A 23,044-nucleotide genomic window follows, 5' to 3' on the forward strand; every position below is an offset into this window, starting at 1 on the left:
CTCGCGGGCGGGACCGACGCCGCACCACCGCGACTCACGAGCCGTACAGGGGGCGCCGTGGACCGGCAGGAGTTCGACGCCTTCGTCGAGGCGCGTTCGAGCGCGCTGCTGCGTACCGCCTACCTGCTGACCCACGACCGCGGCCTCGCCGAGGACCTCGTGCAGACCTCCCTCGCCAAGGCCTGGTTCGCCTGGACCCGCATCGAGACCCGGCCCGAGGCCTACGTGCGCCGGATCATGGTCAACACGTACTCGAGCTGGTGGCGACGCCGCTGGAACGGCGAGGAGGCCACCGCCGACCTCCCCGAGCGCCACGACGCCCGACGCGGCGAGGACGTCCGCGCCGACGACCGGACCGACCTGTGGCGGGCGCTCGAGCGGCTGCCGAAGCGGCAGCGCGCCGTCGTCGTGCTGCGGTTCTACGAGGACCTCTCCGAGGCCGAGACCGCCGAGATCATGCAGTGCTCGGTCGGCACCGTGAAGAGCCAGGCGAGCCGGGCGCTCGCCAAGCTCCGCATCGACCCCAGCCTGCGAACCGACTCCGCCGAGGAGAGTGCCCGATGAACCTCACCGACCTGCGTGACGAGCTGACCGTCCACGCCGACGACCTCGGCCCGGCCCCCGACTTCCGCGCCGGCGTCGCCGCCCGGGTCCGCCGCACGAAGCGCCGACGCGCCGCCACGGGTGCCGCTGCCACCCTCGCCGTCACCGCCCTGGCCGTCGGCGTCCTCACCGACATCGGGCGCCCGAGCCCGACCGTCCCTGCCGGCAGGTCGGGCACCGCCTCGAACACCGCCCCGATGATCGGCCCGGACGGCATGCCGTACCGCGACGTCCCGGACGCCAGCGGTGACGTCGTCAAGAACGGTCTGCGCTACCGGGCCCGGGTCGGCGACGACACGCTCGCGGCCGGCGTCATCGGCGACGCCGGCCAGGGACAGTTCACGATCGCCTGGGATCCGACGACGACGCACACCTCCATCGGCGCGGAGTGCTTCCTGCCGGGCCTGACCCAGGAGCAGGCGGTCCGCTACATGGTCAAGGTGGGCTTCGAGGGCACGACCGGCTTCTTCGGCAGCACGTGCTCCGGCGGCCGACCCGCCCAGCGCGACCTGCCGCCCGGTGGGGCCACGCCGGGCGAGCCCGGCCAGGGATGGCCCGAGCTGGTCGTCGGCAAGACCGCCAGGCTCCGGGTCCAGCTCATCGACGCCCGCACGCAGAAGCCGGCAGCCGTCGACGGCGTGCAGCTGACCGGCGCCGTGTACGAGCAGGGTGCCCGGCAGGACGTCGTCGACGCGTCCGGCCGGGCCGTCGCGTCGCTGCCCGCGGTCCTGGAGCACCAGGGCTACCGGTACCGGTTCTTCGCGATGCAGGCCGGCCCCGGTGCGACGACGCCGCTGCCCCACCTCGCGACGCCGGCCGGCGTGCCGTTCCTCGTGACGGCCGGCTCGACCGGCTCGGACACCTCTCCGAACGCGGGCACCACGTACGTCACGGGTCTGGACCATGAGGCGGGGGCCACGAGCGGCGGGTGGCAGACCATCCCGCAGCCGGCCCGGGGGGCCGGCACCGTCGGCCTCCGGACCGAGGGCCATGCTCCGCTCGGCACGGCCTTCGTCGCCGTCTACGTCCCGGAGCGCTGACGCCAAGCCCCTCACACGTCAATCGAAAGAGCAGTTCGTCCCCTGACGCTCGACCCAACGGTCGCGCACGACGGAATCGAAAGAGCAGTTCGTCCCCTGACGCTCGACCCAGCCGTCGCGCAGGACGCGGACGAACTGCTCTTTCGATTCCCAGACGCGACGGCGATGTATCGCGCCGATATATCTCACGTGTAGTGTGTGGTTCGTGCCGAAGCCATCGCGTCCGACGAGCCGCCGAGCCGCGCTGCTCGAGTTCGCCGTCCTCGGGCTCCTGCACGACGGTCCGCTCCACGGCTACGAGCTGCGCAAGCGGCTGACCACGGCCCTCGGCATCTTCCGCGCGCTGTCCTACGGCTCGCTCTACCCGGCGCTGCGCAGCCTCGTCGAGTCCGGCTGGATCCACGAGACCACCGAGGAGGCTCCGGGCAGCAGCAAGCGGCCGCGCATCACCTACGAGCTGACGGCCGACGGCAAGGAGCACTTCCAGGACCTCGTCGCCGCCCCGGGCCCCGACGCGTGGGACGACGACGACTTCGACGTGCGGTTCGCCTTCTTCTCGCGCACCGAGGCGCAGGTGCGCCTGCGCATCCTCGAGGGCCGGCGCTCCCGGCTCGAGGAGCGCCTGGCGAACGTCCGTGACGCGTCCGCCCGCAACCGCGAGCGGATGGACAGCTACACCCTCGCCCTCCAGCAGCACGGCGAGGAGCGGGCCGAGCGTGAGGTCCGCTGGCTCGAGGAGCTCATCGTCGCCGAGCGGCGCGCAGCCCTCGACCCCGGCCCGTCGGCCTACGACGACCCGCAGTCCGCCCCCTCGAACCCGGCCGGCACCACATCGAGCACCACATCGAGCACCACCCCCGGCACCACATCCGGCAGCACCCCCAGCACCACCGACAACAACAAGGAGTGATCCATGGGATCCGTACGCGTCGCCATCGTCGGCGTCGGCAACTGCGCGAGCTCGCTCGTGCAGGGCGTCGAGTACTACAAGGACGCTGACGCCACCGGCACCGTCCCCGGCCTCATGCACGTGACGTTCGGCGACTACCACGTCAGCGACGTGGAGTTCGTCGCCGCGTTCGACGTCGACGACAAGAAGGTCGGCAAGGACCTTGCCGAGGCCATCAACGCCTCCGAGAACAACACCATCAAGATCGCGGACGTGCCGACCACGGGCGTCACGGTCCAGCGCGGCCACACCCTCGACGGCCTCGGCAAGTACTACAAGCTGACGATCGACGAGTCGGGCGCCGAGCCCGTCGACATCGTCGCGGCGCTCAAGGACGCCGAGGTCGACGTGCTCGTGTCCTACCTGCCGGTGGGCTCGGAGCAGGCCGACAAGTTCTACGCGCAGTGCGCCATCGACGCCGGTGTCGCCTTCGTCAACGCCCTCCCGGTCTTCATCGCCTCCGACCCCGAGTGGGCCGCGAAGTTCGAGGCCGCCGGCGTGCCGATCATCGGCGACGACATCAAGAGCCAGGTCGGCGCGACGATCACGCACCGCGTCATGGCCAAGCTCTTCGAGGACCGCGGCGTCGTGCTCGACCGCACGTACCAGCTCAACGTCGGCGGCAACATGGACTTCAAGAACATGCTCGAGCGCGAACGCCTCGAGTCCAAGAAGGTCTCCAAGACGCAGGCCGTCACGTCCAACCTCACCGGCCCGCTCGCCGGCAAGAAGGACGACCGCAACGTCCACATCGGCCCGTCGGACTACGTCGCGTGGCTCGACGACCGCAAGTGGGCCTACGTCCGCCTCGAGGGTCGCGCCTTCGGCGACGTGCCGCTGAACCTCGAGTACAAGCTCGAGGTGTGGGACTCGCCGAACTCGGCCGGCATCATCATCGACGCCATCCGCGCGGCGAAGATCGCCAAGGACCGTGGCATCGGTGGCGCCCTCCTGTCGGCGTCGTCCTACCTCATGAAGTCCCCGCCGGAGCAGCGCGAGGACACGATCGGCCGCGCCAAGCTCGAGGCCTTCATCCGTGGCGAGGAGCCCCGCTGACCCAGCGGCACCCGCACCGCGTGGACGACGCGTGAACCACGCGTGAAAGACGAGGCCCCCTCCCGCACGGGAGGGGGCCTCGTGCCTTCCGTCGAGGGATCGAGGCCCACCCGGCGCACACGGGTCAAGCCGATGCCCGCCCCCGGCACGAGGATGCTGGTCATCGGCCTGACCGCCGGACCGGCGTTCTCCGCGAGCCAGTGCCTGCCTGCCCAGGTCGGGTGGGCCAAGTCGCACCACGTGTACGCCGCCGCCTACGCGGTAACGGTCCCGCCCCTGCCGGCGCAGATCAAGCGGTACGCCACGGCTGGCCCGTACCGCACCCGGGACTCGCTGGGCAGCCTGTCGAACTTCGGCTGGGCTCAGGCGAGGTACAACATCTCGACGATGCGCAAGGTCGGCCTGGCCTCACCGGTGGTGTGGATCGACGTCGAGTTCTACAAGAAGACGCCGTGGTCCAAGAGTGTCGCGGCGAACCGGGCCGTCCTCGAGGGTGCCGCCCGCGCCTACCGTGCGGCCGGCTACCGGGTCGGGGTGTACTCGACGGGGTACCAGTGGCGGTCGATCTTCGGATCGGCCCGGTACGGGATGCCTGAGTGGCACACGACAGGCCAGTCGTCCATGGTGACTGCCCAGCGAGAGTGTGGTCGGGCCTCGTTCCAGGGCGGCCGAGTGGTGCTGTCCCAGTGGTGGATCCCGAGCAAGGACTTCGACCTCGTCTGCTCGCGCTACAACAGCCGCTCGTCGCTGACCGCGTACTTCCACAAGTACTGACCGGGCGCCCTCGGTCAGGGGTTGAGGACCGAGTGGGTCAGGTGGCCACCGTCGGGGTCGACGAGGACGCACGCGACGCCGCGGTCGATGCGCCACGACGCCTGGGTGCTCGGGTAGAGGTACATGAGCTGGACCCGGTCGACGTCCGCGGCGCGCACCCCGGAGGGGACAGCGGTGGTGCACGTGGACTCGGCCCGCAGGGCGGCATCCTGCTGACCGGGCCACGGCCCCGCGGGCAGCGTGACGGTCGCGGCGAGCTGGGCCTCGTGCGGGTCTGAGCACGCGACACTCGTCACCTTCGTCAAGGACGTTCCGCCGGCGGCAGGCACGCCGTCGAAGCAGTCACCCGCCCGCAAGTCCGAGATGTCCACCGCCTGGCCGGGGACCAGTGCACCCGTGGACCCCTCGCGGTCCGGGGAGCTCGTCACGGCGAAGACGAAGAACGCGAGAATGCCGGCGATCCACAGCGACCCGAGCACGATGCCCGCGATCGCCATGCCGCGGCCGGCCTGCACCACGCGCCTGAGCTGGCTGAGCGCGACGATGCCGAGGACGATCGCGGCGATGGAGGCGAACGGCACGAGCCCGAGGACGCCGCAGCACAGGGCGGCGATGGCGAGGCCGTTGCTGCCGGGCCGGTACTCGCGGTCGTCGGGGCCGGGCGGAGCGGGAGGCGCGGCCTGGTAGCCGGGGTAGGCCGGGTACCCGGTGGGCGACGCGAAGGAGGCCGGCGACCCAGTGGGCACCGGCGACCCAGTGGGCACCGGCGACCCAGTGGGCACCGGTGACCCAGTGGGCACCGGTGACGCCATGGACGCGGGTGCGCCTGGGCCCGGCGCGGGCGGCGGCGGCAGCTGGAAGCGCGAGGAGGCCGTGTCCTCCTCGTTCGGCGACGAAGGGCTCACGAGCCGGGAGCCTTCCACACACAACGGCGCCGTCGGGCCCGTTCAGCGACTTTCCCGCGCGTCGACGGGCCGGGTGTTGACGCGGTAACCCGGTCTGCGCAGCCACGAGCCCACCGACCAAGGGCGGCAGCACGCCCACGGGCACGCCCACGGGCACGCCCCGGCGGTGAGCCGGGCGGCGACTACTTCAGGACGCTGCCGGTGACCGTGCCCGACTTGGCGTCGGCGGTGCACTGGATGGCCCGGCTGTTCGCCCAGGTCCAGGCGTCGGCCGGGTAGAGGAAGGACGGGTCCACCTCGTCCATGCGGCTCTCGCGCACAAGGGGGTCGGCCTTGTCCGAGCAGCCCTTGTCGGCCGCGTCGACGACCTTGTCCTCGCCGGGGTAGCGCCCGCGCGGCAGCTCGAAGACCGTGATGACCTGGCTCGAGTGCGGCGTCGAGCAGGGCACGACGGACACCTCGCCGACGTCGGTGCCGGACCCGACCGAACCGCCGTTGAAGCAGTCGCCCGCCTTGAGATCGCCCACCTCGACCCGTCGCTCGCCAGGTCTCGAGGTCGACGACGAGGACGAGGCACCCGATCCGGCGCCGCTGGACGTCGACGAGACCGGGTCGTCGGCCAGGACGCCGATGGTGATGAGCGCGGCCCAGCCGAGCAGCCACAGGGAGCCGAGCACGATACCGGCGATCGCGAGCCCCCGACCGCCCTGCACCACGCGCCGCAGCTGGTTCAGGGCGGCGATGCCGAGCACGATGCCGACGACGGCCGCGATGGGCAGGAGGCCGGCGATGCCGCAGCAGAGGGCGGCGATGGCCAGGCCGTTGGTGCCGGGCCGGTACTCGCGCTGGTCGTGGCCGGGCGGCACGGGCGGCACCGGCTCCGCGGGCGCGCCGGGGAAGGACGCGTACACGTCGGGGAAGGACGCATCGAGGGCGGTCGTGCCGGGGTACGGCTGCCCGCCCGTGGCGTCGGGCAGGGCGGGCACGGCGGGTGCGGCCCCCGGAGCCACGAACGGAGAGGCGATGGGTGCAGGCGGGACCTGAGGGCTGCCCGCGGTGGACGGCGGCAGCTGGTACGGCGGCGAGGAGATCGTGTCCTCGCCGTTCGGGGAAGGGCTCACGGGGCGTGAGCATCCCACACCCAGCGACCCGATGCCGACGAGCGGTACCCGGCGTCTGCCGCTGTCGGGATGCGGCCCCGTGGGGCAGGATCGAACGATGCGCGTCATGACGTGGAACCTCCGCACCGAGACCGCCCTCGAGCCCCCGCACTGGCCCGACCGCCTCGCCGGTGTCGTGTCGGTCATCGAGGAGCAGGCGCCGAACGTGCTCGGCACCCAGGAGGCGTCCGCGCGGATGCTCGACGACCTCGCGGCGCACCTGCCGAGCCGGTACGCGTGGCTCGGAGAGGGTCGGCTCGGGGCGCGCAACGACGAGTTCACGGCGGTCATCTACGACACGGCGCGGTTCGACCTGCTCTCGTGGCACACGTGGTGGCTCTCGGACCGCACCGAGGTGCCGGGGTCGACGGCGTGGGGCGCGGCGTTCCCGCGCACAGCGACGACCGTCCGGCTGCGCGATGCGGGCGACGGCACCGCCTACATGTTCGTCAACGCCCACCTCGACCACGTGAGCGCAGAGGCCCGCCTCGAGGGGGCCCGCCTGCTCGGCGGCAGCCTCGGGCACGACCCGAGCGTCGTGCTCGGCGACTTCAACGCGGAGGCGCGCTCGTCGGAGCCGTACACGGCCCTGGCCCAGGCCGGGCTCGTCGACGCCGTCGCGCCGCACGTCACCGACGTGACGCCCGGGACGTTCACCGGCCTCGGGCCCGCGCAGCCCGGCGGCCCGCACATCGACTGGGTGCTGACGACGCGCGACCTCGTCTCGACGGACGCGCGCGTCGTCGACGTGACCCGCCTCGACCCGGTGCCGTCGGACCACCTGCCCGTCGTCGTCGACCTCGAGCTCGGCTGACGGCGACGGCGCGTGGCCGTGTCGGCGGGAGCGGGACGTCGTCGGACCACGTGTGCACGAGCCACGTGAGCGTCGGGTCAGCGGGCCGTCTTGATCACACGCAGCGCGTTGGTGAGGGCCGCGCCGCCCAGGCCGGCGAGCAGCAGCGCCGGGACGAGCAGCGGCGAGCGCCAGGGCGCGAACTCCTCGTAGCCCTCTACGGCGACGACGACGCCACCGAGGAGGGCCACCGCGACGGCGAGCTCGGTCACTGCCAGGCCGAGTGACAGCCGAGTCGCCCGGACGGGGGCGGTCCGCGACCGCCTGAGGCAGGTCACGGCGACGGCGGAGAAGGCGGTGACCGGAGCGGCGAGGAGGATGCCGACGTTCGTGTAGAGAGCCTCGAGCTCGGCATCCGGCTGTGTGCCGGCGACGATGAGAACGGTGACGGTGGCGACACCCGCCGCGGCGACGGTCGAGTGCCCGAACGCCAGAACCGGAAGGGCCGGCAGGGCGCTGGCACGGTGTGCATGCGATGCCATGACTCATCACAGCACGGGTGGTCGGGCCTGCACGTGAGCACCCGTACCTGCCCACTGCGACACGTGACGCGTCACAACATTTGGACACCCATAACGCAACGCATGGTTTCGTGGAAAGAATGGCTCGCAATCCGGGGCGTGGAGTGCGCCCGACCGCGAGAGGACGAGCCAATGGCATCACCGCGACTGGGCGACGTCGCCCCCGACTTCACCGCCGACACGACCGAGGGCCAGATCAGCTTCCACGACTGGAAGGACGGCAGCTGGGCCGTGCTCTTCAGCCACCCGGCCGACTTCACGCCGGTGTGCACGACCGAGCTCGGCCGCGTCGCCGCGCTCGAGGACGAGTGGTCACGGCGCAACGTCAAGGTGCTGGCCGTGTCGGTCGACCCGACCGACAGGCACGACGAGTGGAAGGGCGACATCGAGGAGGTCGGCGGCGCGTCCGTCGCCTACCCGATCATCGGCGACGAGGACCGCACCGTCTCCGAGCTCTACGGCATGATCCACCCCGGCGAGGGCGACACCTCGAGCGTCCGCTCCGTCTTCATCGTCGACCCGGCGAACAAGGTGCGCCTCAGCCTCACCTATCCCAAGAGCGTCGGCCGCAACTTCGACGAGATCGTCCGCGCCGTCGACGCCCTCCAGCTGACCGACAGCGGCCCCTTCTCGACGCCGGCCGACTGGCGCGAGGGCCAGCGCGTCATCGTCGCCCCGACGCTGTCTACCGCGGACGCGCGGGAGCGCTTCGGCGCCGACGCCGTCGAAGAGGTCCGTCCCTACCTGCGGTACACGACCGCGACGGTCTGACCCGCAACGGGTGAGAGCCCGAGACTGTCTGCACCACAAGGGTGGTCACCCCCGACGGGCTGACCACCCTTGTGCGTCAGGCCGACCGACGCGTCAGGCCCGCTGTGCGAGGACTGCGGCCTGGTCGTCGCGCTCGACGCCCGTGGCCCTCCGGACGAGCCGCGCCACCTCCACGGCACCGGCGGCCTCGAGTCCCGCGGCGAGGTCGCCGGCGGTGTGCAGGTGACGCTCGAGGGTGATGTCGTGGCCGAACCGGCGGTAGCTGGGGGCGACGTCGCGCACCCCGCGGCCCGACTGGCTGGCGACGAGCAGGTGACCGCCCGGACGGCACACCCGGACCGCCTCGGCGAGCAGTCGCCGCAGCCCGGACGGCGGCGTGTGGATGACCGAGTACCAGAGCAGGACGCCGTCGACCGACGCGTCGGGCAGGGGCAGCGCGTCGAGCGAGGCGACCTCGAAGCTCAGGTCCGGGTGGTCCCGGCGCGCCATCGCCACCATGCCGGGCGAGAGGTCGAGCCCTTGCGGGCACAGGCCCCGGTCGGCGAGGTAGCGGCTCATCCGCCCGGCGCCGCACCCGGCATCGAGCACCTCGCCACCGTCGCCGGCCGCACCCACCGCCGCGACGAAGGCGTCGACCATGGCGAGGTCGAGTGGCGTCTCGGCCCACGTGTCGGGGAAGTAGGCGGCGTAGTCGCTCGCGACGGTGTCGTAGGCGTCGCGCACCGAGGCGTACCCGCCGGGGATGTCGTGGTCGGCGGTCCCTCGCGCTGCATCCATCCGCGCAGCCTCCCAGACGCCACTGTCGGCCACGCCGGGCCGACCTGGTGGTCGCCTCCCGTCGCTCGGCTCAGGCGCGCAGGAGGCGGGTCAGCTCAGCGAGGAAGGCGTCGACGTCGGCCTCGGTCGTGTCCCACGAGCACATCCAGCGCACCTCGCCCGTGGCCGGGTCCCAGTCGTAGAACCGGAACCGCTCGCGCAGGGCGTTGGCGACGTCGCGAGGCAGCACGGCGAACACGGCGTTGGCCTCGACGGGCCGCTGGATGGTGACGCCGTCGAGCGGCTCGACGCCGGCGGCGAGGCGGGTGGCCATCGCGTTGGCGTGCGAGGCCGAGCGCTGCCACAGGTCGCCGTCGTAGAGGGCGAGCAGCTGCGCCGACACGAATCGCATCTTGGAGGCGAGCTGCATCGACAGCTTGCGCACGTGGACGAGGCCGAGGGCCGGGTCGGCCGCGAGCTCGGGGTCCACGACGACGACCGCCTCGGCGGCGAGCGCGCCGTTCTTCGTGCCACCGAGGCTGAGCACGTCGACGCCGGCGTCGCCGGTGAAGGCGGACAGGTCGGTGCCGAGCGTGGCCGCGGCGTTGGCGATGCGGGCGCCGTCGAGGTGGACGCGCATGCCGAGCGAGTGGGCGTGCTCGGTGATCGCCCGGACCTCCGCGGGCGTGTAGCACGTGCCGAGCTCGGTGGTCTGGGTGATCGACACGACGAGCGGCTGCGCGCGGTGCTCGTCGCCGAAGCCCCACGCCTGCCGGTCGACGAGCTCGGGGGTCAGCTTGCCGTCGGGCGTCGGCACGGTGAGCAGCTTGATGCCGCCCATCCGCTCGGGGGCGCCGTTCTCGTCGGTGTTGATGTGCGCGGTCTCGGCGCACACGACGGCGCCCCAGCGCGGCAGGAGCGCCTGCAGCGCCACGACGTTGGCACCGGTGCCGTTGAACACCGGCCACGTCGTGGCGGCGGTGCCGACGTGGCCTGCGATGACCTCCTGGAGGCGCGCCGTGTACGCGTCCTCGCCGTAGGCGATCTCGTGGCCGCCGTTGGCGGCGGCCAGCGCGGCGAGCACCTCCGGGTGCAGGCCTGCGTAGTTGTCCGAGGCGAAGCCGCGCTTCGCGGTGTCGTGCAGGGTGGTCACGCGGTCCTCTTCGTCACTCGGTCAGGTGTTCTGCCGCGAGGCGGCGGAAGGCGTTCTGGCTCAGGCGCGCTCGGCGCCAGGCCACAGCTCGGCGCGCGCCCCGTTGAGGGCGGCGGCCTCGCCGTCGAGGAGGCTCACGAGCCATGCGGCCACCTCGGCGGGTCGGGTCGCGGTGCGACCCTCGCCGATCCACTTCACCACACCGGTGCTCGCCGCCGAGCCGGGGGTCACGTCCGCGGAGGCGAACGAGTCGGCCAGGGAGGCGAGCCAGGTCTCGGCCGCCGCCTTCGCGGCGGCGTACGCGGCGTTGCCCGCGGTCGGCGTCGACGCGGCGGCCGCGCCGACGATGGCGACGCGTCCGCGCCCGGACGCGACGAGGGCGTCGTGCAGCGCGAGCGTCGTGTGCCGCAGCGTGTCGACGAGGTTGCCCGAGAGCCAAGCCCAGTCCTCATCGGTGGACTCGGTGAAGAGCTTTCCCCCGCGCCAGCCGCCCACGAGGTGGAAGAGCGCGTCGACGCCACCGAAGGTGTCGACGAGCTCGGCGGCGAGCGCCCGCACGGCGTCGCCGTCGAGCAGGTCGCACACCCGGGTCATCAGCAGGTCCGAGCCGACCTCGGCGGCGAGGGCGGCGAGCGAGGCGTCGTCGCGACCCACCGCGACGACGCGCTCGCCCCGCTCGACCAGCGCCCCGCAGGTCGCGCGGCCGGTCCCCCCGGTGGCCCCGGTGACGACGACGACGCGCTGTCCGTCGGCCGTCACGCGCTCGCCCCGGTGATGCCGGACGTCGACTCGACGACGCCCTTCATCTTCTTGGCGAGCGCCTCGTAGAACATCGACAGGGGGAACTCGTCCGGCAGCACCTGGTCGGTCAGACCCTTCGGCGGGCCGTCGAGCGGCAGCGCCGTGAGGTCGCCGTCGCGGTGGCGGGCCCACGCCGACAGCGGGTGCGGCGTCAGCACCCCGGCGACGAGGTCGTAGGCGGCGAGCCAGTGCGCGATCTTCGGCCGGTCGATGGAGCGCCAGTAGAGGTCCTCGACGGCGCGGCCGAGCTCGAGCACCGGCTCGGCGACCTTCTCCCACTCGATCGTGAGGCGGTTGTCGGTCCAGTGCAGCACGCCCTTCTGGTGCAGCCACGCGAAGAGCAGCTGGCCGCCGAGGCCGTCGTAGTTGCGGGTGCGGTCGCCGGTGATGGCGAAGCGGAAGATGCGGTCGAAGAGCACGGCGTACTGCACGAGGCGCGCGTACGGGTGGCCCTGGGCCTCGAGCGCGACGGCCTCACGGAACGCCGTGAGGTCGCAGCGCAGCTCCTCGAGCGAGTAGAGGAAGTACGGCATCCGCTGCTTGATCATGAACGGGTCGAACGGCAGGTCGCCGTGCATGTGGGTGCGGTCGTGGATGAGGTCCCACATGACGAACGTGTGCTCGGCCAGCTGCTGGTCGGCGAGCAGGCGTGCGGCGTCCGGCGGCAGCGACAGGCGGGTCACCGACGCGGCCTCGGAGATGACGCGGCGGAAGCGGGCGGCCTCGCGGTCGGCGAAGATGCCCCCCCACGTGAACGCCGGCACCTCGCGCATCGCGACGGTCTCGGGGAAGAGGACGGCCGAGTTCGTGTCGTAGCCCTCGGTGAAGTCGAGGAAGCGGATCGGCAGGAAGAGCGCGTTGGAGTAGTCGCCGCCCTCGAGGTCGGCGACGAAGTCGGGCCAGATCACCTCGAGCAGGACGGCCTCGACCTGGCGGTGCGGGTTGCCGTTCTGGGTGTACATCGGGAAGACGATGAGGTGGGGCAGGCCGTCCTGCCGGTGCTGCGCCGGCGCGAACGCGACGAGCGAGTCGTAGAAGTCGGGCACCTCGAAGCCGCCGTCGGTCCAGCGGCCGAAGTCCTTGACGAGCGCCTCGAGGTAGTCGGCGTCGTGCGGCAGGTGCGGCGCGAGGGCCTGGATGCCGGTGACGACGCGGCCGACGTGCGCGGCGGCAGCCGCGTGGTCGGCGGTGTCGGGCACCGAGCCGTCGGAGGCCTGCAGCGCCCGCAGGCCGGTGACGGACGCCTTGAGGGAGATCCACGCGTCGGTCTCGACGAGCGGGTGCTTCGCGACGGCGACGCGACGCTCGGGGCGGGGCCCGACGTGCGAGACGGCGTTGTGGACGAGGTCGGCCAAGGCCCGCTCCCCCGCCTCCACGGACGGGGCCGAGGGCGCGGACGCGTCGACGGCGAGGACGACGACGCGACCGGTGGCGTCGGCGTCGGTGCGCACGGCGGCGACCGGAACGCCGCCGGCGAGCAGCAGCGGCCGGGCCGGGGCCTCGACGTCGAGGGCGCCGGTGGCGCCCAGGGCCGTGAGGTCGACGCGGGCGAGGAGGTCCTCCCCCAGCTCGGTGTCGCGCTCGACGCGGATCGCGGAGGTCAGGCGGCCCGCGGGAGCGACGGACGCGTCGGTCCCGATGCCGGCGACAGGGGCAGCGGGGGCGCCGAGGACGACGACGCCGCGACCGGCGGCGAGCGCGTCGGTCGCCACGGCATCGGCGGCGCGGGCGGCGTCGACGACGAGGACGTCGGCGGCCTCGGAGGCCGCCACGACGCAGCCGCGGTGGGCCAGGCCAGACGTGAGGGAGTCGGTGAGGGCGGGCCGGTCGGCGACGACGGCCACGGAGGGGAACAGGCTCACGGAGGGGCCTCCTGTCCGGAGAAACTTCGGCGTTGATGCTTTCTTGTCGAAGAATCTACGGGCACGGGCAGCGCAAACGCCAATTCGTGCCGCCTCGACATGAGACGGCCCACAGTCCTGCAGGGGCCTTCGGACCCCGGGCACGCCGAAGGGTGGCCGTCCCTCCCCTGAGAGGACGACCACCCTCCGGTGGTTCGTGGTGCCGGCGGACGTCACGACGCCCGCCGGCGCCGGCTCACTTGGCCGACGTGCTCTTCTGCGACTCGGCGTTGGTCTTGCACTTCTTGCCCATCGCGTCGAGCTTGTCGCCGGCGGCCGAGACGACCTGGCGCTGGCCGTGCCAGTCGCTCTGGAAGCGGTCGGCGTCCGAGCCACCCCAGTTGCTCTTGATCTGCGAGACGGCGCTGTTGACGGCCTCGACGATGCCGTCGAGCTCGCCCTTGTAGCCGACGAGCTTGTCACCGGACGCGGACACCGCGTCCGCGTTCATGCCCTTCTTGTAAACAGCCATGTCAGTTCCCCTTCAGAAGTCTGCGTTGCGTGGATGAGTGGTGGGCGATCAGTACTGCGACGAGGTCTGGCGCTGCTGCTGGACCTCGTGGTCGATCGTCGTCTTCATCTCGGTGAGCAGCTTCTGAGCCTTCTGGAGCTCGGGACGGTGCGTGCCCGTCCACTCCTGCTCGAACTGCTTGGAGTCGTCGCCCTGCCAGTTCTGCTTGAGGGACTCGACCTCCTGGTCGACCTTCGTGATGAGCTTCTGGATGGCCTCAGCCTGCTGCTGCAGGACGTTGCCCTGGGCGTTGACCTCATCGTCGTTCATTCCGAGCCAAGCCATGACCTTCTCCTTTGCCGTGTTCCCCCGAGTACGTCGGGAAGTCTCGTGCTCTCAGGCCACCCCTGTCGGCCGGCCCTGTACCTCTCGTGACGTTCGCGGTGCTTCGGGGGTTTCCACCCGTGTCGCACCGTTCGTCGACATGCATGAACCTATGGCAGCACCTCCCCCACGTCGATGGGGAGGACTCCCCATGACCGCGGAGGGTCTTGGGTGGTGAGCGGGCGCGCCGCATCGGACAGGCCAGTTCGCCTGTCCGACAGTGCTATTCGCACCCGACGCGGCGTCACGGCAGCGCGACCTGGAGCAGCTCGAACTTGCCCTTCTCGACGATGAACCCGCGCCCCTCGGGCAGCTCTGCCCGGTTGAGGGCGGGGAGGTTCGCCTTGAAGACGGACAGCCCCTCGTTGCCGTCGGGGTGCAGCGCGAGCCCGGAGCGCGAGGTCTTGAGCAGCGCCTGCAGGCCGAAGTTGCTGCTGAAGAACGCGGCCTCGCCCTCGGCGACGACGAGCTGGTCGTTGTCGACGCAGGCCTTGACGAGCGTCGTCAGCGCGTTCTCGGCGCCCGAGGGCGCGAGGTCGTCGACGCGCTCGATGAACACCGCCACCGGACGCGTGATGCGCCCCTCCTCGATGTCCGACGCGAGGCGCGCGGCGAGCTTGGAGGTGGCCTCGCCGCCGACGGCCGTCTCGGCCCAGATGCCGAGGTCGAGCAGCTCGGAGCTGCGACGCGGCGTCATCAGGTAGAGCGCCGACTGCGAGCTGAACCGGTAGAGGCCCGCAGCCGTCGCGGCCACCGCCGTGGTGCGGCCCGACCCCGACGGACCGGTGATGACGAACGTGCCCTTGGGGTCGAAGCCGTGCGGCTCGAGCGATGACGACGCGACGCCGACGACGGGACGCCCGCCGTGCTCCGACGGCAGGTCGCCGATCGGGATGAGCTCGGCCAGCGACTCGATCGCCGGCGCCTGGGAGACCCCGGCCTTGCGCGTCGCGTCGGCGAACGCCTCGACCGCAGCGGCCTGGACCGTGACGTCGGAGGAGCCGCCGAGCACCGCCACCTGCACCTCGGCGCCGTTCATGAGGCCGCGACCCGCGGGCGAGGCCATCGTCAGGACGTCCCCGGGCACGCCGAACACCGAGTAGTCGTCGGTGTTGCTCATGCGCAGGATGATCCGGCCCTGCACGGCCGCCGCGAGGTTCGTCGGCAGGCCGGTGCGCTGGTCGGAGGCGATGACGAAGTGGACCCCGACCGGGCGGCCGTCCGCAGCGAGGCCGGCGAGCATGTCAAGCCACTGGAAGCGCCCGCCCACCTCGTAGGCCTGCCGGAAGGCCGTCATGCCGTCGATGAGCACCATGATGCGCGGCTCGTCGGTGCGGCCCGAGAGGCGTCGGTAGTCGGTGATCGTCGCGGCGCTGACGGCCGAGTACCGCGAGGCCCGCTCGTCGATCGTGGCGCGCAGCATCCGGATGAGGCGCGTGACGCGCTCGTGGTCGCCGCCCGGGACGATCGAGCCGACGTGCGGCAGCGCCTCGAGCATCGCGAGGCCACGGTTGCCGAAGTCGAGCCCGTACACGTGGCACGGCCCGCCACGAACGGTGTAGCCGGCCGCGATGGCGATGGTGCGCAGGAACACCGACTTGCCCGAGCCCGACGTGCCGTAGACGGCGATGTTGCCCTCGCGGTCGGGCCGGAACGCGACCTCCGGCTGGGCCTGGTTGTCGGGGTCGTCGGCGACGCCGAAGACGAGCTCGTCGTCGCGGCGCTGGGTCGGCAGCGTCGCGAGGTCGTAGACCGGGCGCATGTCGGGCAGCCACGGCTTGCGCGGGCGCGGCAGCTCGGCCCGCCGGGCGGCCCGCCCGAGCGTCGCCACGAGGCGCTGGATGTCGGTGGGCCCGAGGTCGGCGCTGTCGTCGCCGTCCTCGCGGCGCGGCGGCTCCCACTCGGTGCCCGAGCCGAACGTCAGCGTCTCGACCTTCATGTCCGGCGGCGGCGGCACGTCGGAGGTCCAGCCGCCGGCGTAGCCCGTCTGGAACGGCACGAGGCGCCCCGGGCCGGTCTTGCTCACGGCGCGACCGGGCAGCGCCGGGTCGAAGAACGCCGCCTCCTTGCTGCCGAGCACGTCGTCGGAGTCGTTCTCGTCGGCCATCCGCAGCGCCATGCGGAGGTTGGTGTTGGCGCGGAGGTTGTCCTTGATGACGCCGGCCGGTCGCTGCGTGGCGAGGATGAGGTGCAGGCCGAGGGAGCGGCCGCGCTGGGCGACGTTGACGACGCCGTCGACGAACTCCGGCACCTCCTGGACGAGCGCCGCGAACTCGTCGACGACGATGATGAGCGAGGGCGGTGCCTCGACCTCGCCGCGGCGTTCGAGCTCGACGAGGTCCTTGGCCTTGAACCGGGCCAGCAGGTGCTCGCGGTAGTGCAGCTCGGCCGCGAGCGAGGCGAGGGCGCGACGCACGAGGTGCGGCGAGAGGTCGGTTACCAGGCCCACGGTGTGCGGCAGCTTGACGCAGTCGCGGAACGCCGAGCCGCCCTTGTAGTCGACGAGCAGGAAGGTGACCCGCTGCGGCGAGTGCGCCGCGGCCATGCCGAGGATCCACGCCTGCAGCAGCTCGGACTTGCCGGCGCCGGTCGTTCCGCCGACGAGGGCGTGCGGGCCGTCGGAGCGGATGTCGACGGAGAACGTGCCCTGGCTCGACTGGCCGACGACGGCGCGCAGGTTGCCGGGCTTGCGGGGCAGCACCTCCGGCGCGTAGGGGCCGGTGAGGATCGAGCGGGACTCGCCCCACTTCTCGATGACCGACTCCTCGGCGCTGGCCAGCTCGGTGCCGGCGAGGGTCAGCAGCGACACCGCGCGCGGCAGGTCGCTCGCGTCGTCGACCGGGACACCGGCGTCGACGACCGGCGACAGGGCGCGGGCGCAGGCCATCGCCTCGTCGTAGCCGATGCGGTCGACGGCGACCGGCTCCACCTCGTCGCCCTCGTGGACGAAGCCGGCGAGGGACCGCTCGTCGCCCTCGACGACGAGGAAGGTGTGGCAGGCCGCAGGCAGCAGCTGCTGGGTCTCGGCGACCCACACGACGATGATGCCGTGCGCGTGCCCGCGCTCGGCGATGGCGACGAGCCGGCTGCGGTCGATCGGGGCGTCGCTCTCGACGAGCACGAGCACCGACGGACGGCCGGCACTCGCCTCGTCCTGCTCCTTGGGACTGGCCTTGGCACTGCCCTTGGCCGTGATGAGGTCCTCGAACGCGTCGGCGAGCGCCGAGCACGCGGGGGCGCTGCCGGCGAGGTGGCCGACCTCGATGGGGCTGTGCGGCGAGCTGGTGTGCGGCAGCCACTTGAGGAAGTCCCAGTCGCGGGCCGAGCTGCCCGAGGCGAAGGAGCAGACCGCGAGCTCGGCGGGCGAGTGCAGCGCGACGGCCTGCACGACGAGCGAGCGGGCGGCGCCGAGGGCGTTCTGCCGCGAACCCGCCACGCCCACGGCACCGGACACGAGGGGCGTCGCGACGACCGGCACGTCGTGCACGACCTCGAGGCCGGACAGCTGCTCGGACACCTGGAGCCACGCCTCGGCCTTGGACCGGCCGACCGCGGGCATGGTGATGGGCGAGCGTGACGGACGGGTGCCGAGGCCGAGCCGCAGCTCGCCGAACCCGTTGCCGTCACGGCGACGCGTCCAGAGCAGCGCGCTGCGGTCGCGGACGGCGACGAGGCAGTCGGTGCCGCTCGGCTGCTCGCCGCGGCGCACGTGGCCCTCGCGCTCGAGGGAGGCGCGGATGCGGTCGGAGAGCAGGGCGAGGTCCTCCGCGAAGTCCTTCATCGCCTGCTCGAAGTCCTTGCGCTGCTGGCGCCGGGCCTCGTAGTACGTGCCGGCCATCATCATCGGCATCATCAGCATGAAGACCATGGAGAACGGGCTCTTGGTGATCCAGAACATCACGACGCCCATGAGCAGCGGCACGATCATCGCCACGAGCGGCATCGGGTTGGTCTTGCCGCGCTCGGGCAGGTCGGGGACCTGGAACTCCTGACCCGGGAAGAGCGGGGCGACGCGCGGGGACCGCGAGAACTGCACGGTGCCGGCGTCGCCGGACAGGACGCCGCTGCCCGGACGCGTGACGGCGCCGTCGCCGGTCAGGTGCACCTCGAGCTCGGTGTCGCCGAGGCGGATGACGTCGCCGCTCTTGAGGTGGGCGCGGGTCACCTGCTGCCCGCCGGCCGTGATGCCGTTGGCCGAGCCGAGGTCGACGACCTCGACCACCTCCTGCACGACGAGCTTGGCGTGCTGGCGCGAGACCGACTCGTCGGCCAGCTGCACCTCGCAGCCCCGGCCGCGACCCACGTACGCCGTCCCGCGCGACAGCGGGAACTCGCGGCCCGCGTCGGGCCCGGAGCGGATGACCGCGACCGCGGCGGGACGACCGCGGTCGACGAAGCCCTCACCGGCCCGCGTCACCGTGACCCGCATGCCCGACTGCAGACCGCTCTCGGCGACCGTGGCGCGCGGGTCGAGCCCGCGCATCTCCTGGTCGACGAGCGCCAGCGTCATCGCGGCGTCGACCCCGAGCACGCTGCTGCGGTTCGGGTCGGCGGCCGCGAGGTAGCCGGCGAGGTCGCCGACGGTCGTGGCCGAGTCGGTCGTCGCGACGAGGTCGGTCTCCCGGTCACCGGACCGGAGGACGAACTTCAGCTTCACGCGTCACCCTTCGTGGTCTCGTTCTTCGTGTTCTTCGGGGCCTTCGACGCCCCGCGGGTGGTGCGCTCACCGCGCCCCGGGGGCCCCGGGCGGCCGGAGTCGGCCGCACGTCCCGAGCGACCCGACGGCCCGCGCCGGCCCGACCTCGTGGTCGGCGCGGCCGTGCCGATGCCCGCCTTCGAGGAGGAGGCCCGGCCTCGACGCGGCGTCGACCCCGAACGCGACGTGCGGCGCGCCGCCGGGGCCAGGCCCGAGCCGGTGGGCAGGTGGTCGCGGAACGTGCGCAGCGAGACGTCGGCGCGCAGCCGCTGCCAGAACGACCGGCCCGAGCGCAGCCGTCGCCGGGCCGCGGCGACGCCGGACCAGAAGTCCGCGACGGCCTCGTGGCTCGGCTCGTCGACGTCGAAGACGTGCCCGTTCGCGGCGGCCGCGAGCGGCACGAGCGTGAGGCCAGGTCGATGGGGCACCTCGCCCCCCTCGACCGGGATGGGCTCCGTGTCGGTGTACGGGGCCACGTGCCCACTCGCCGGGACCGGAGCGCCCATGAGCGCGCCGTCGACGACGACGCTCGGCTTCCGCGGCGGCGGACCGTCGACGTGCAGCTCGAGCGCGCGTGCCTGCTCGAGGCGGGTGCCCTTCGCCGGCAGGGGCATTCGCAGGTCGCGCGCGGTGTCGATGATCTCGCGCCACCCGCCGGTGACCCGAGCGGCCGTCGTCCCTGTGGTGCGGCGGCGGCGCCGGCGCAGCCACTTGGCGCCACGGATGGCCCCGTAGATGCACAGCAGGACAGCGAGCGGCAGGAGCACGTAGAACACGAGCCAGCGCAGCCAGTCCGGCCAGTTGTCGGGGTTGAGCGGGTTGTCGTCCTTCGGCGGGTTGCGCAGCTGGGTGGCGTTCTGCGCCTGGTCCGGGCCCTGCAGGACGCTCGGCGGGTTGTTCGCCGCGGGCGGCGGCACCTGGGCGCCGGTCTTCTTCTCCTCGGACTTGCGGATCAGCTGCTGCGGCTTCTTGTTGCGGTCCGGGACGAACTGCGACGCGAGGATCGGCAGCCACGAGTCGTCGGCGAGCTTCACCTCGACCCACGCCCGCACGTCCTTGCCCTTGACGACGCCGCCGGCCTCGGGGACCGCGCCCAGGACGACGCGCGTCGGGACGCCGAGCCGGTTGGCGACGAGGGCGTAGGCGGCCGCGTACTGCTCGTCGTTGCCGGCCAGCTGCGTGGACTTCATGAACTGGCTCATCCGCAGCAGGCTGTGGCCGGGCAGGAAGACGTTCTGGTAGTCGCCGGGCGTGCCACCGTCGGTGTACGCGCCGTCCTGGAGGGCCTTGGCGACGGCCGCGACCTTCTCCCACTGACCGTCGACGCGATCGGTCCACGGCGTCACCTTGTCGTCGAGGAAGCCGAGCGCCGACGCGTCGACCGTCGTGCCGTCGGCGACGTCGGCCGTCTTCGGCAGCTCCTTCGAGGGTGGCTGAACGTAGGCGGTCACCGTGTACTGGTCGCCCGCGGCGAGCTTCTCGGGCAGGACGCCGGTGTTGGTGTCGACGTTGAAGCGCAGGTCGTCGGAGAGCGTGTCCTTGCGGGCCCCGACGAAGTCGAGACCGGTGACCGTGCCGAACGTCGGCAGCCAGACGTCGCTGTAGCCGTCGGCCGGGACGGCCACGGTGGCCGTGACCTCCTGGCCCGGCCCCTCGGCGGCGATGTGGGTGCCGACCTTGCGGAAGCTGGTGCCCTCGGGGTCGGGCCCGTCGCCGAGGTTTGCGTAGTTGCCTGCGCCCCAGACGAACCCGTCGTAGGAGTCGAGAGCCGCGAACCGCAGCGGGACCCCCGCCGGCAGGCCCTTCACGGTCAGCAGCGTCTTGTCGAACTGCTGGGCCGCGTTCGGCTCGGTGTACTGCCGGAACCCGGCGAGCGGCGAGGCGAACTGGCTGACGTCGAACGGCGGCGTGAGCGCGGAACGGAAGACCGTACGGGTGTGGTCGGCCCCGGGCAGCATCGGACCGACGAAGAACCCGCCGACCGTGGCGACGGCGAGCAGCCCGGCCGTGGTGACGGCGCGCGTCGTGCGACCGGCGCCGTTCTGCAGCGCCGGCCGGTTGCGGTTGCTGCGCAGGGCGGTCCAGCCGATGGCCACGAGCGCGAAGACCGCGCCCTGGACGAGCACGGCGGCCGGCGTCGGGGTGCCGAGGACGATCGAGGCGACGAGGAGCACGACCGGCGAGACGAGCGTGAGGACGGCGCTCGGCCAGCGTCGGGCGACACCGTAGGTCAGGGTGGCACCAGCGAGCCCGAAGAGGAACGGCAGCGCCATGTACGGGCCCTCGGAGTCGACCGGCGGCAGCGCCGTGAGGAGCTCCTTCCAGCCGGGGACGGCCATGTGCACGAGCGTCGAGAAGGTGGCCCCGGACGGGAGGAACCCGGCGACGAGGTCCTCGCGCACGGCGATCGGGCCGGCGAGGAGCAGGTAGGCGCCCGCGGCCACGAGCAGCGTCACGACGCCCAGGGCCCGGAACGCCGCACCGGCGTAGGCGACCAGCAGTCCGATGAGCAGGCCCGCGAGCCCGACCCAGAGCCAGCCGAGGCCGAAGAAGGTGGTGCGGAAGCCGACGAGCGCGATGCCGACGAGCGCGACGGTGAAGCCGGCGTCGACGAGCATCGGGGTGGTCGGGCGCAGCTTCGCCAGCTGGGTACCGACGCGCTCGCGGGCGCTCGGCGGCTGCACGAGGGCGCTCGGCGGCGGGGCGGAGATACCGGTCTGGCTCATCGGGCGACTCCGGTGAACAGGAGGGAGCGGAGGTCCTCGAGCGCGCTCAGCGTCAGGATCGTCAGGCCACCGCCGCGGCGGATGCCGTGGTCGGCCAGCGGGTCGACGACGACGATGACCCGGGTGACCTCGGGCGGGAACTGCCCGGCCGCGCGCTGCAGCTCGATGAACGGGCGGTGCGGTCCGGTGACGATGAAGACCGTCGACGTGTCGGGCGCGAGGTCGGTGGCATCGAGGCTCACCGCGAAGAGGTCGATGGGGCCGGGATCGACCCGTGCCATGGCGTCGAGCCCGACCTGCGGCACCGACCGGCTCACCTTCTGCCGGCCGCAGACCATGGTGCAGTCCTGCTCGTCGAGCATGACGCGGACCATGATCGAGGCGCCGACCGAGATCGCCGTCTCGACGTCGGCCTCGAGCGCGGTCGGGGCGTTGGCCGCCATGACGTCGCGCTCGACGTCGCGGTCGGTGCGCCCGGTCCTGCCGTGACCGGACCGGTACTGCTCCGGGTCCGGGTCGACGACGATCGTCACGTGCGAGCGCCGGGTGTCGAGGAACTGGCGCACGAGCAGGCGCCCGGCCTTGGCCGAGCTGCGCCAGTGGATGTAGCGGCGGTCGTCGCCCGGCTGGTACTCGCGCAGCGCGTGGAAGGCGAGGTCGCTCATCGAGACGTCCTCGGTGGTGCTGCCCTCGAGGTCGCGCAGCAGGCCCGCGCCGAGCGACTCGAGCGCGACGGTGCGGGGGTGGACGAACAGCTCGGTGCGCTCGGTCCAGGTCAGGGTGCGCCGCATGAGGCCGAGCGGGTCGCCCTGCACGGTCGTGGCCGGCCCGACCTGGATGACGCCGCGGCGCGACGTGGGCACGACGAAGAGCTCCTCGTGGGCGCTGCCCGGTGTCAGGGCCGGCAGCACGAACCGCGCCGCGGACAGACCGACGGGCAGCTCGACGAGGATCGGCAGCATCGGGGCCCGCGCCTCGTTCGTCACCACGATGCGACCGGTGGCCGGCTCGCCGACGACGACGCGTCGGGGGTCGACCTCCGCGACGACGCGAACCTTGGTGCGCCCGAGGGCGAGGACGAAGCACACGAGGAAGAGCACGAGGGCGGCCGCGGCCACCATGAGCAGCTCGGTCCAGCCCCAGCGGGCGCCGACGAACCACGTGACGAGGCCTAGCGCGAGGATCGTCCACCCGAGCGGCGAGACCCAGTGCAGGACACCGGCGACCGGCCGCCACACGCCCTCCGTGCGCCGGGCGACGCGTCCGGTGGCGTGCCCGATCGTCTGCGTGATCGGCTCCGTGACGTGCCGGATGCCGCGGCTCGTCGAGCCGCGCGCGGCACGGGCCGCCGCCCGACCCTTCACGCCCGCCGACGCGCCCGCCGACGCGCCCGCCGACGCGCCCCCCGATCCGCTCGCCGGTGCGTTCGCGGACGCGCCGGTGGGCGCCTGCCGCTCCTTGACCTGTTCGGCCATCCCTACCCCTCGTCGTGGCTCTCGTCGGGCGTTCGCCCTCGCGTGCCGTGGTGTCCGGTCGTGCGGCCG

Annotated in this window: 19 protein-coding genes; 7 read left to right on the forward strand and 12 right to left on the reverse strand. The window is 72.7% G+C overall.

The window, feature by feature from the left end:
* Window positions 1–57: 57 nt before the first annotated feature.
* The 5 genes from AC3A5R_RS10650 to AC3A5R_RS10670 all read left to right on the forward strand — a co-directional run bounded on the left by AC3A5R_RS10650 (window position 58) and on the right by AC3A5R_RS10670 (window position 4,422).
* Complete coding sequence (locus tag AC3A5R_RS10650) at window positions 58–564, forward strand: SigE family RNA polymerase sigma factor (protein ID WP_487620741.1); 507 nt, start codon at window positions 58–60, stop codon at window positions 562–564.
* Window positions 561–1,643 (forward strand): hypothetical protein, encoded by a 1,083-nt coding sequence (locus AC3A5R_RS10655; RefSeq protein WP_487620742.1) that lies wholly within the window; start codon window positions 561–563, stop codon window positions 1,641–1,643. Before AC3A5R_RS10650 ends, AC3A5R_RS10655 begins: the two co-directional genes overlap by 4 nt.
* 205 nt (window positions 1,644–1,848) lie before the next feature.
* Window positions 1,849–2,553 carry a PadR family transcriptional regulator gene (locus AC3A5R_RS10660; RefSeq protein WP_487620743.1) on the forward strand — a complete coding sequence of 235 codons (705 nt, stop codon included), beginning with the start codon at window positions 1,849–1,851 and terminating at the stop codon, window positions 2,551–2,553.
* A 3-nt stretch (window positions 2,554–2,556) separates the two neighbouring features.
* Window positions 2,557–3,648: an inositol-3-phosphate synthase gene (locus AC3A5R_RS10665; protein ID WP_487620744.1), complete on the forward strand. Its 1,092-nt coding sequence runs from the start codon at window positions 2,557–2,559 to the stop codon at window positions 3,646–3,648.
* 132 nt (window positions 3,649–3,780) lie between these two features.
* Window positions 3,781–4,422, forward strand: a complete 642-nt coding sequence (locus tag AC3A5R_RS10670; protein ID WP_487620745.1) for a hypothetical protein — start codon at window positions 3,781–3,783, stop codon at window positions 4,420–4,422.
* Between the two features lie 14 nt (window positions 4,423–4,436).
* Here the strand turns inward: AC3A5R_RS10670 and AC3A5R_RS10675 are convergent, their stop codons facing one another.
* Window positions 4,437–5,168, reverse strand: coding sequence for a DUF4190 domain-containing protein (locus AC3A5R_RS10675; protein ID WP_487620746.1), 732 nt, complete (start codon window positions 5,166–5,168; stop codon window positions 4,437–4,439).
* Between the two features lie 341 nt (window positions 5,169–5,509).
* Window positions 5,510–6,448, reverse strand: a complete 939-nt coding sequence (locus tag AC3A5R_RS10680; protein ID WP_487620747.1) for a DUF4190 domain-containing protein — start codon at window positions 6,446–6,448, stop codon at window positions 5,510–5,512.
* A gap of 106 nt (window positions 6,449–6,554) precedes the next feature.
* Here AC3A5R_RS10680 and AC3A5R_RS10685 point away from each other — a divergent pair, with 106 nt between their 5' ends.
* Window positions 6,555–7,301 (forward strand): endonuclease/exonuclease/phosphatase family protein, encoded by a 747-nt coding sequence (locus AC3A5R_RS10685; RefSeq protein ID WP_487620748.1) that lies wholly within the window; start codon window positions 6,555–6,557, stop codon window positions 7,299–7,301.
* Between the two features lie 77 nt (window positions 7,302–7,378).
* On the opposite strand, the gene AC3A5R_RS10690 is transcribed toward AC3A5R_RS10685, so the two are convergent.
* A complete protein-coding gene (locus tag AC3A5R_RS10690) occupies window positions 7,379–7,822 on the reverse strand; it encodes a hypothetical protein (protein WP_487620749.1) in 444 nt (147 codons plus the stop codon).
* Between the two features lie 171 nt (window positions 7,823–7,993).
* Here AC3A5R_RS10690 and AC3A5R_RS10695 point away from each other — a divergent pair, with 171 nt between their 5' ends.
* Window positions 7,994–8,632: a peroxiredoxin gene (locus tag AC3A5R_RS10695; RefSeq protein ID WP_487620750.1), complete on the forward strand. Its 639-nt coding sequence runs from the start codon at window positions 7,994–7,996 to the stop codon at window positions 8,630–8,632.
* Window positions 8,633–8,725: 93 nt separating this feature from the next.
* Here AC3A5R_RS10695 and AC3A5R_RS10700 read toward each other — a convergent pair whose 3' ends face one another.
* From AC3A5R_RS10700 to AC3A5R_RS10740, 9 genes are all read right to left on the reverse strand, one after another.
* Entirely contained in the window at window positions 8,726–9,409 is a 684-nt protein-coding gene (locus AC3A5R_RS10700; protein ID WP_487620751.1) for a class I SAM-dependent methyltransferase, read from the reverse strand.
* 70 nt (window positions 9,410–9,479) lie between these two features.
* Window positions 9,480–10,541, reverse strand: coding sequence for a threonine aldolase family protein (locus AC3A5R_RS10705; protein ID WP_487620752.1), 1,062 nt, complete (start codon window positions 10,539–10,541; stop codon window positions 9,480–9,482).
* 60 nt (window positions 10,542–10,601) lie between these two features.
* Window positions 10,602–11,300 carry an SDR family oxidoreductase gene (locus tag AC3A5R_RS10710; protein ID WP_487620753.1) on the reverse strand — a complete coding sequence of 233 codons (699 nt, stop codon included), beginning with the start codon at window positions 11,298–11,300 and terminating at the stop codon, window positions 10,602–10,604.
* Window positions 11,297–12,598, reverse strand: coding sequence for a DUF6421 family protein (locus AC3A5R_RS10715; RefSeq protein WP_487620893.1), 1,302 nt, complete (start codon window positions 12,596–12,598; stop codon window positions 11,297–11,299). Before AC3A5R_RS10715 ends, AC3A5R_RS10710 begins: the two co-directional genes overlap by 4 nt.
* A gap of 841 nt (window positions 12,599–13,439) precedes the next feature.
* On the reverse strand, window positions 13,440–13,715 hold the full coding sequence (locus AC3A5R_RS10720) for a WXG100 family type VII secretion target (protein WP_207556097.1): 276 nt from the start codon (window positions 13,713–13,715) through the stop codon (window positions 13,440–13,442).
* A gap of 48 nt (window positions 13,716–13,763) precedes the next feature.
* Window positions 13,764–14,039 carry a WXG100 family type VII secretion target gene (locus AC3A5R_RS10725; protein ID WP_083707499.1) on the reverse strand — a complete coding sequence of 92 codons (276 nt, stop codon included), beginning with the start codon at window positions 14,037–14,039 and terminating at the stop codon, window positions 13,764–13,766.
* 283 nt (window positions 14,040–14,322) lie between these two features.
* The gene (locus tag AC3A5R_RS10730; protein WP_487620754.1) at window positions 14,323–18,735 is read right to left on the reverse strand and encodes a type VII secretion EssC family protein; all 4,413 of its coding nucleotides are present in this window, start codon (window positions 18,733–18,735) and stop codon (window positions 14,323–14,325) included.
* Window positions 18,732–21,500 (reverse strand): transglutaminase TgpA family protein, encoded by a 2,769-nt coding sequence (locus AC3A5R_RS10735; RefSeq protein ID WP_487620755.1) that lies wholly within the window; start codon window positions 21,498–21,500, stop codon window positions 18,732–18,734. The genes AC3A5R_RS10730 and AC3A5R_RS10735 overlap by 4 nt, the downstream gene beginning before the upstream one ends.
* Window positions 21,497–22,975 (reverse strand): DUF58 domain-containing protein, encoded by a 1,479-nt coding sequence (locus AC3A5R_RS10740; RefSeq protein WP_487620756.1) that lies wholly within the window; start codon window positions 22,973–22,975, stop codon window positions 21,497–21,499. The genes AC3A5R_RS10735 and AC3A5R_RS10740 overlap by 4 nt, the downstream gene beginning before the upstream one ends.
* Window positions 22,976–23,044 lie beyond the last annotated feature (69 nt).

Source organism: Intrasporangium sp. Soil_C_50, from assembly GCF_057656595.1.

Bases quoted from the DNA above. Each gene is read 5' to 3' on its own strand.
- AC3A5R_RS10655 (WP_487620742.1), top strand. From the start codon at position 561: ATGAACCTCACCGACCTGCGTGACGAGCTGACCGTCCACGCCGACGAC.
- AC3A5R_RS10665 (WP_487620744.1), top strand. From the start codon at position 2,557: ATGGGATCCGTACGCGTCGCCATCGTCGGCGTCGGCAACTGCGCGAGC.
- AC3A5R_RS10670 (WP_487620745.1), top strand. From the start codon at position 3,781: ATGCCCGCCCCCGGCACGAGGATGCTGGTCATCGGCCTGACCGCCGGA.
- AC3A5R_RS10685 (WP_487620748.1), top strand. From the start codon at position 6,555: ATGACGTGGAACCTCCGCACCGAGACCGCCCTCGAGCCCCCGCACTGG.
- AC3A5R_RS10690 (WP_487620749.1), bottom strand. From the start codon at position 7,822: ATGGCATCGCATGCACACCGTGCCAGCGCCCTGCCGGCCCTTCCGGTT.
- AC3A5R_RS10695 (WP_487620750.1), top strand. From the start codon at position 7,994: ATGGCATCACCGCGACTGGGCGACGTCGCCCCCGACTTCACCGCCGAC.
- AC3A5R_RS10700 (WP_487620751.1), bottom strand. From the start codon at position 9,409: ATGGATGCAGCGCGAGGGACCGCCGACCACGACATCCCCGGCGGGTAC.
- AC3A5R_RS10720 (WP_207556097.1), bottom strand. From the start codon at position 13,715: ATGGCTGTTTACAAGAAGGGCATGAACGCGGACGCGGTGTCCGCGTCC.
- AC3A5R_RS10725 (WP_083707499.1), bottom strand. From the start codon at position 14,039: ATGGCTTGGCTCGGAATGAACGACGATGAGGTCAACGCCCAGGGCAAC.
- AC3A5R_RS10735 (WP_487620755.1), bottom strand. From the start codon at position 21,500: ATGAGCCAGACCGGTATCTCCGCCCCGCCGCCGAGCGCCCTCGTGCAG.
- AC3A5R_RS10740 (WP_487620756.1), bottom strand. From the start codon at position 22,975: ATGGCCGAACAGGTCAAGGAGCGGCAGGCGCCCACCGGCGCGTCCGCG.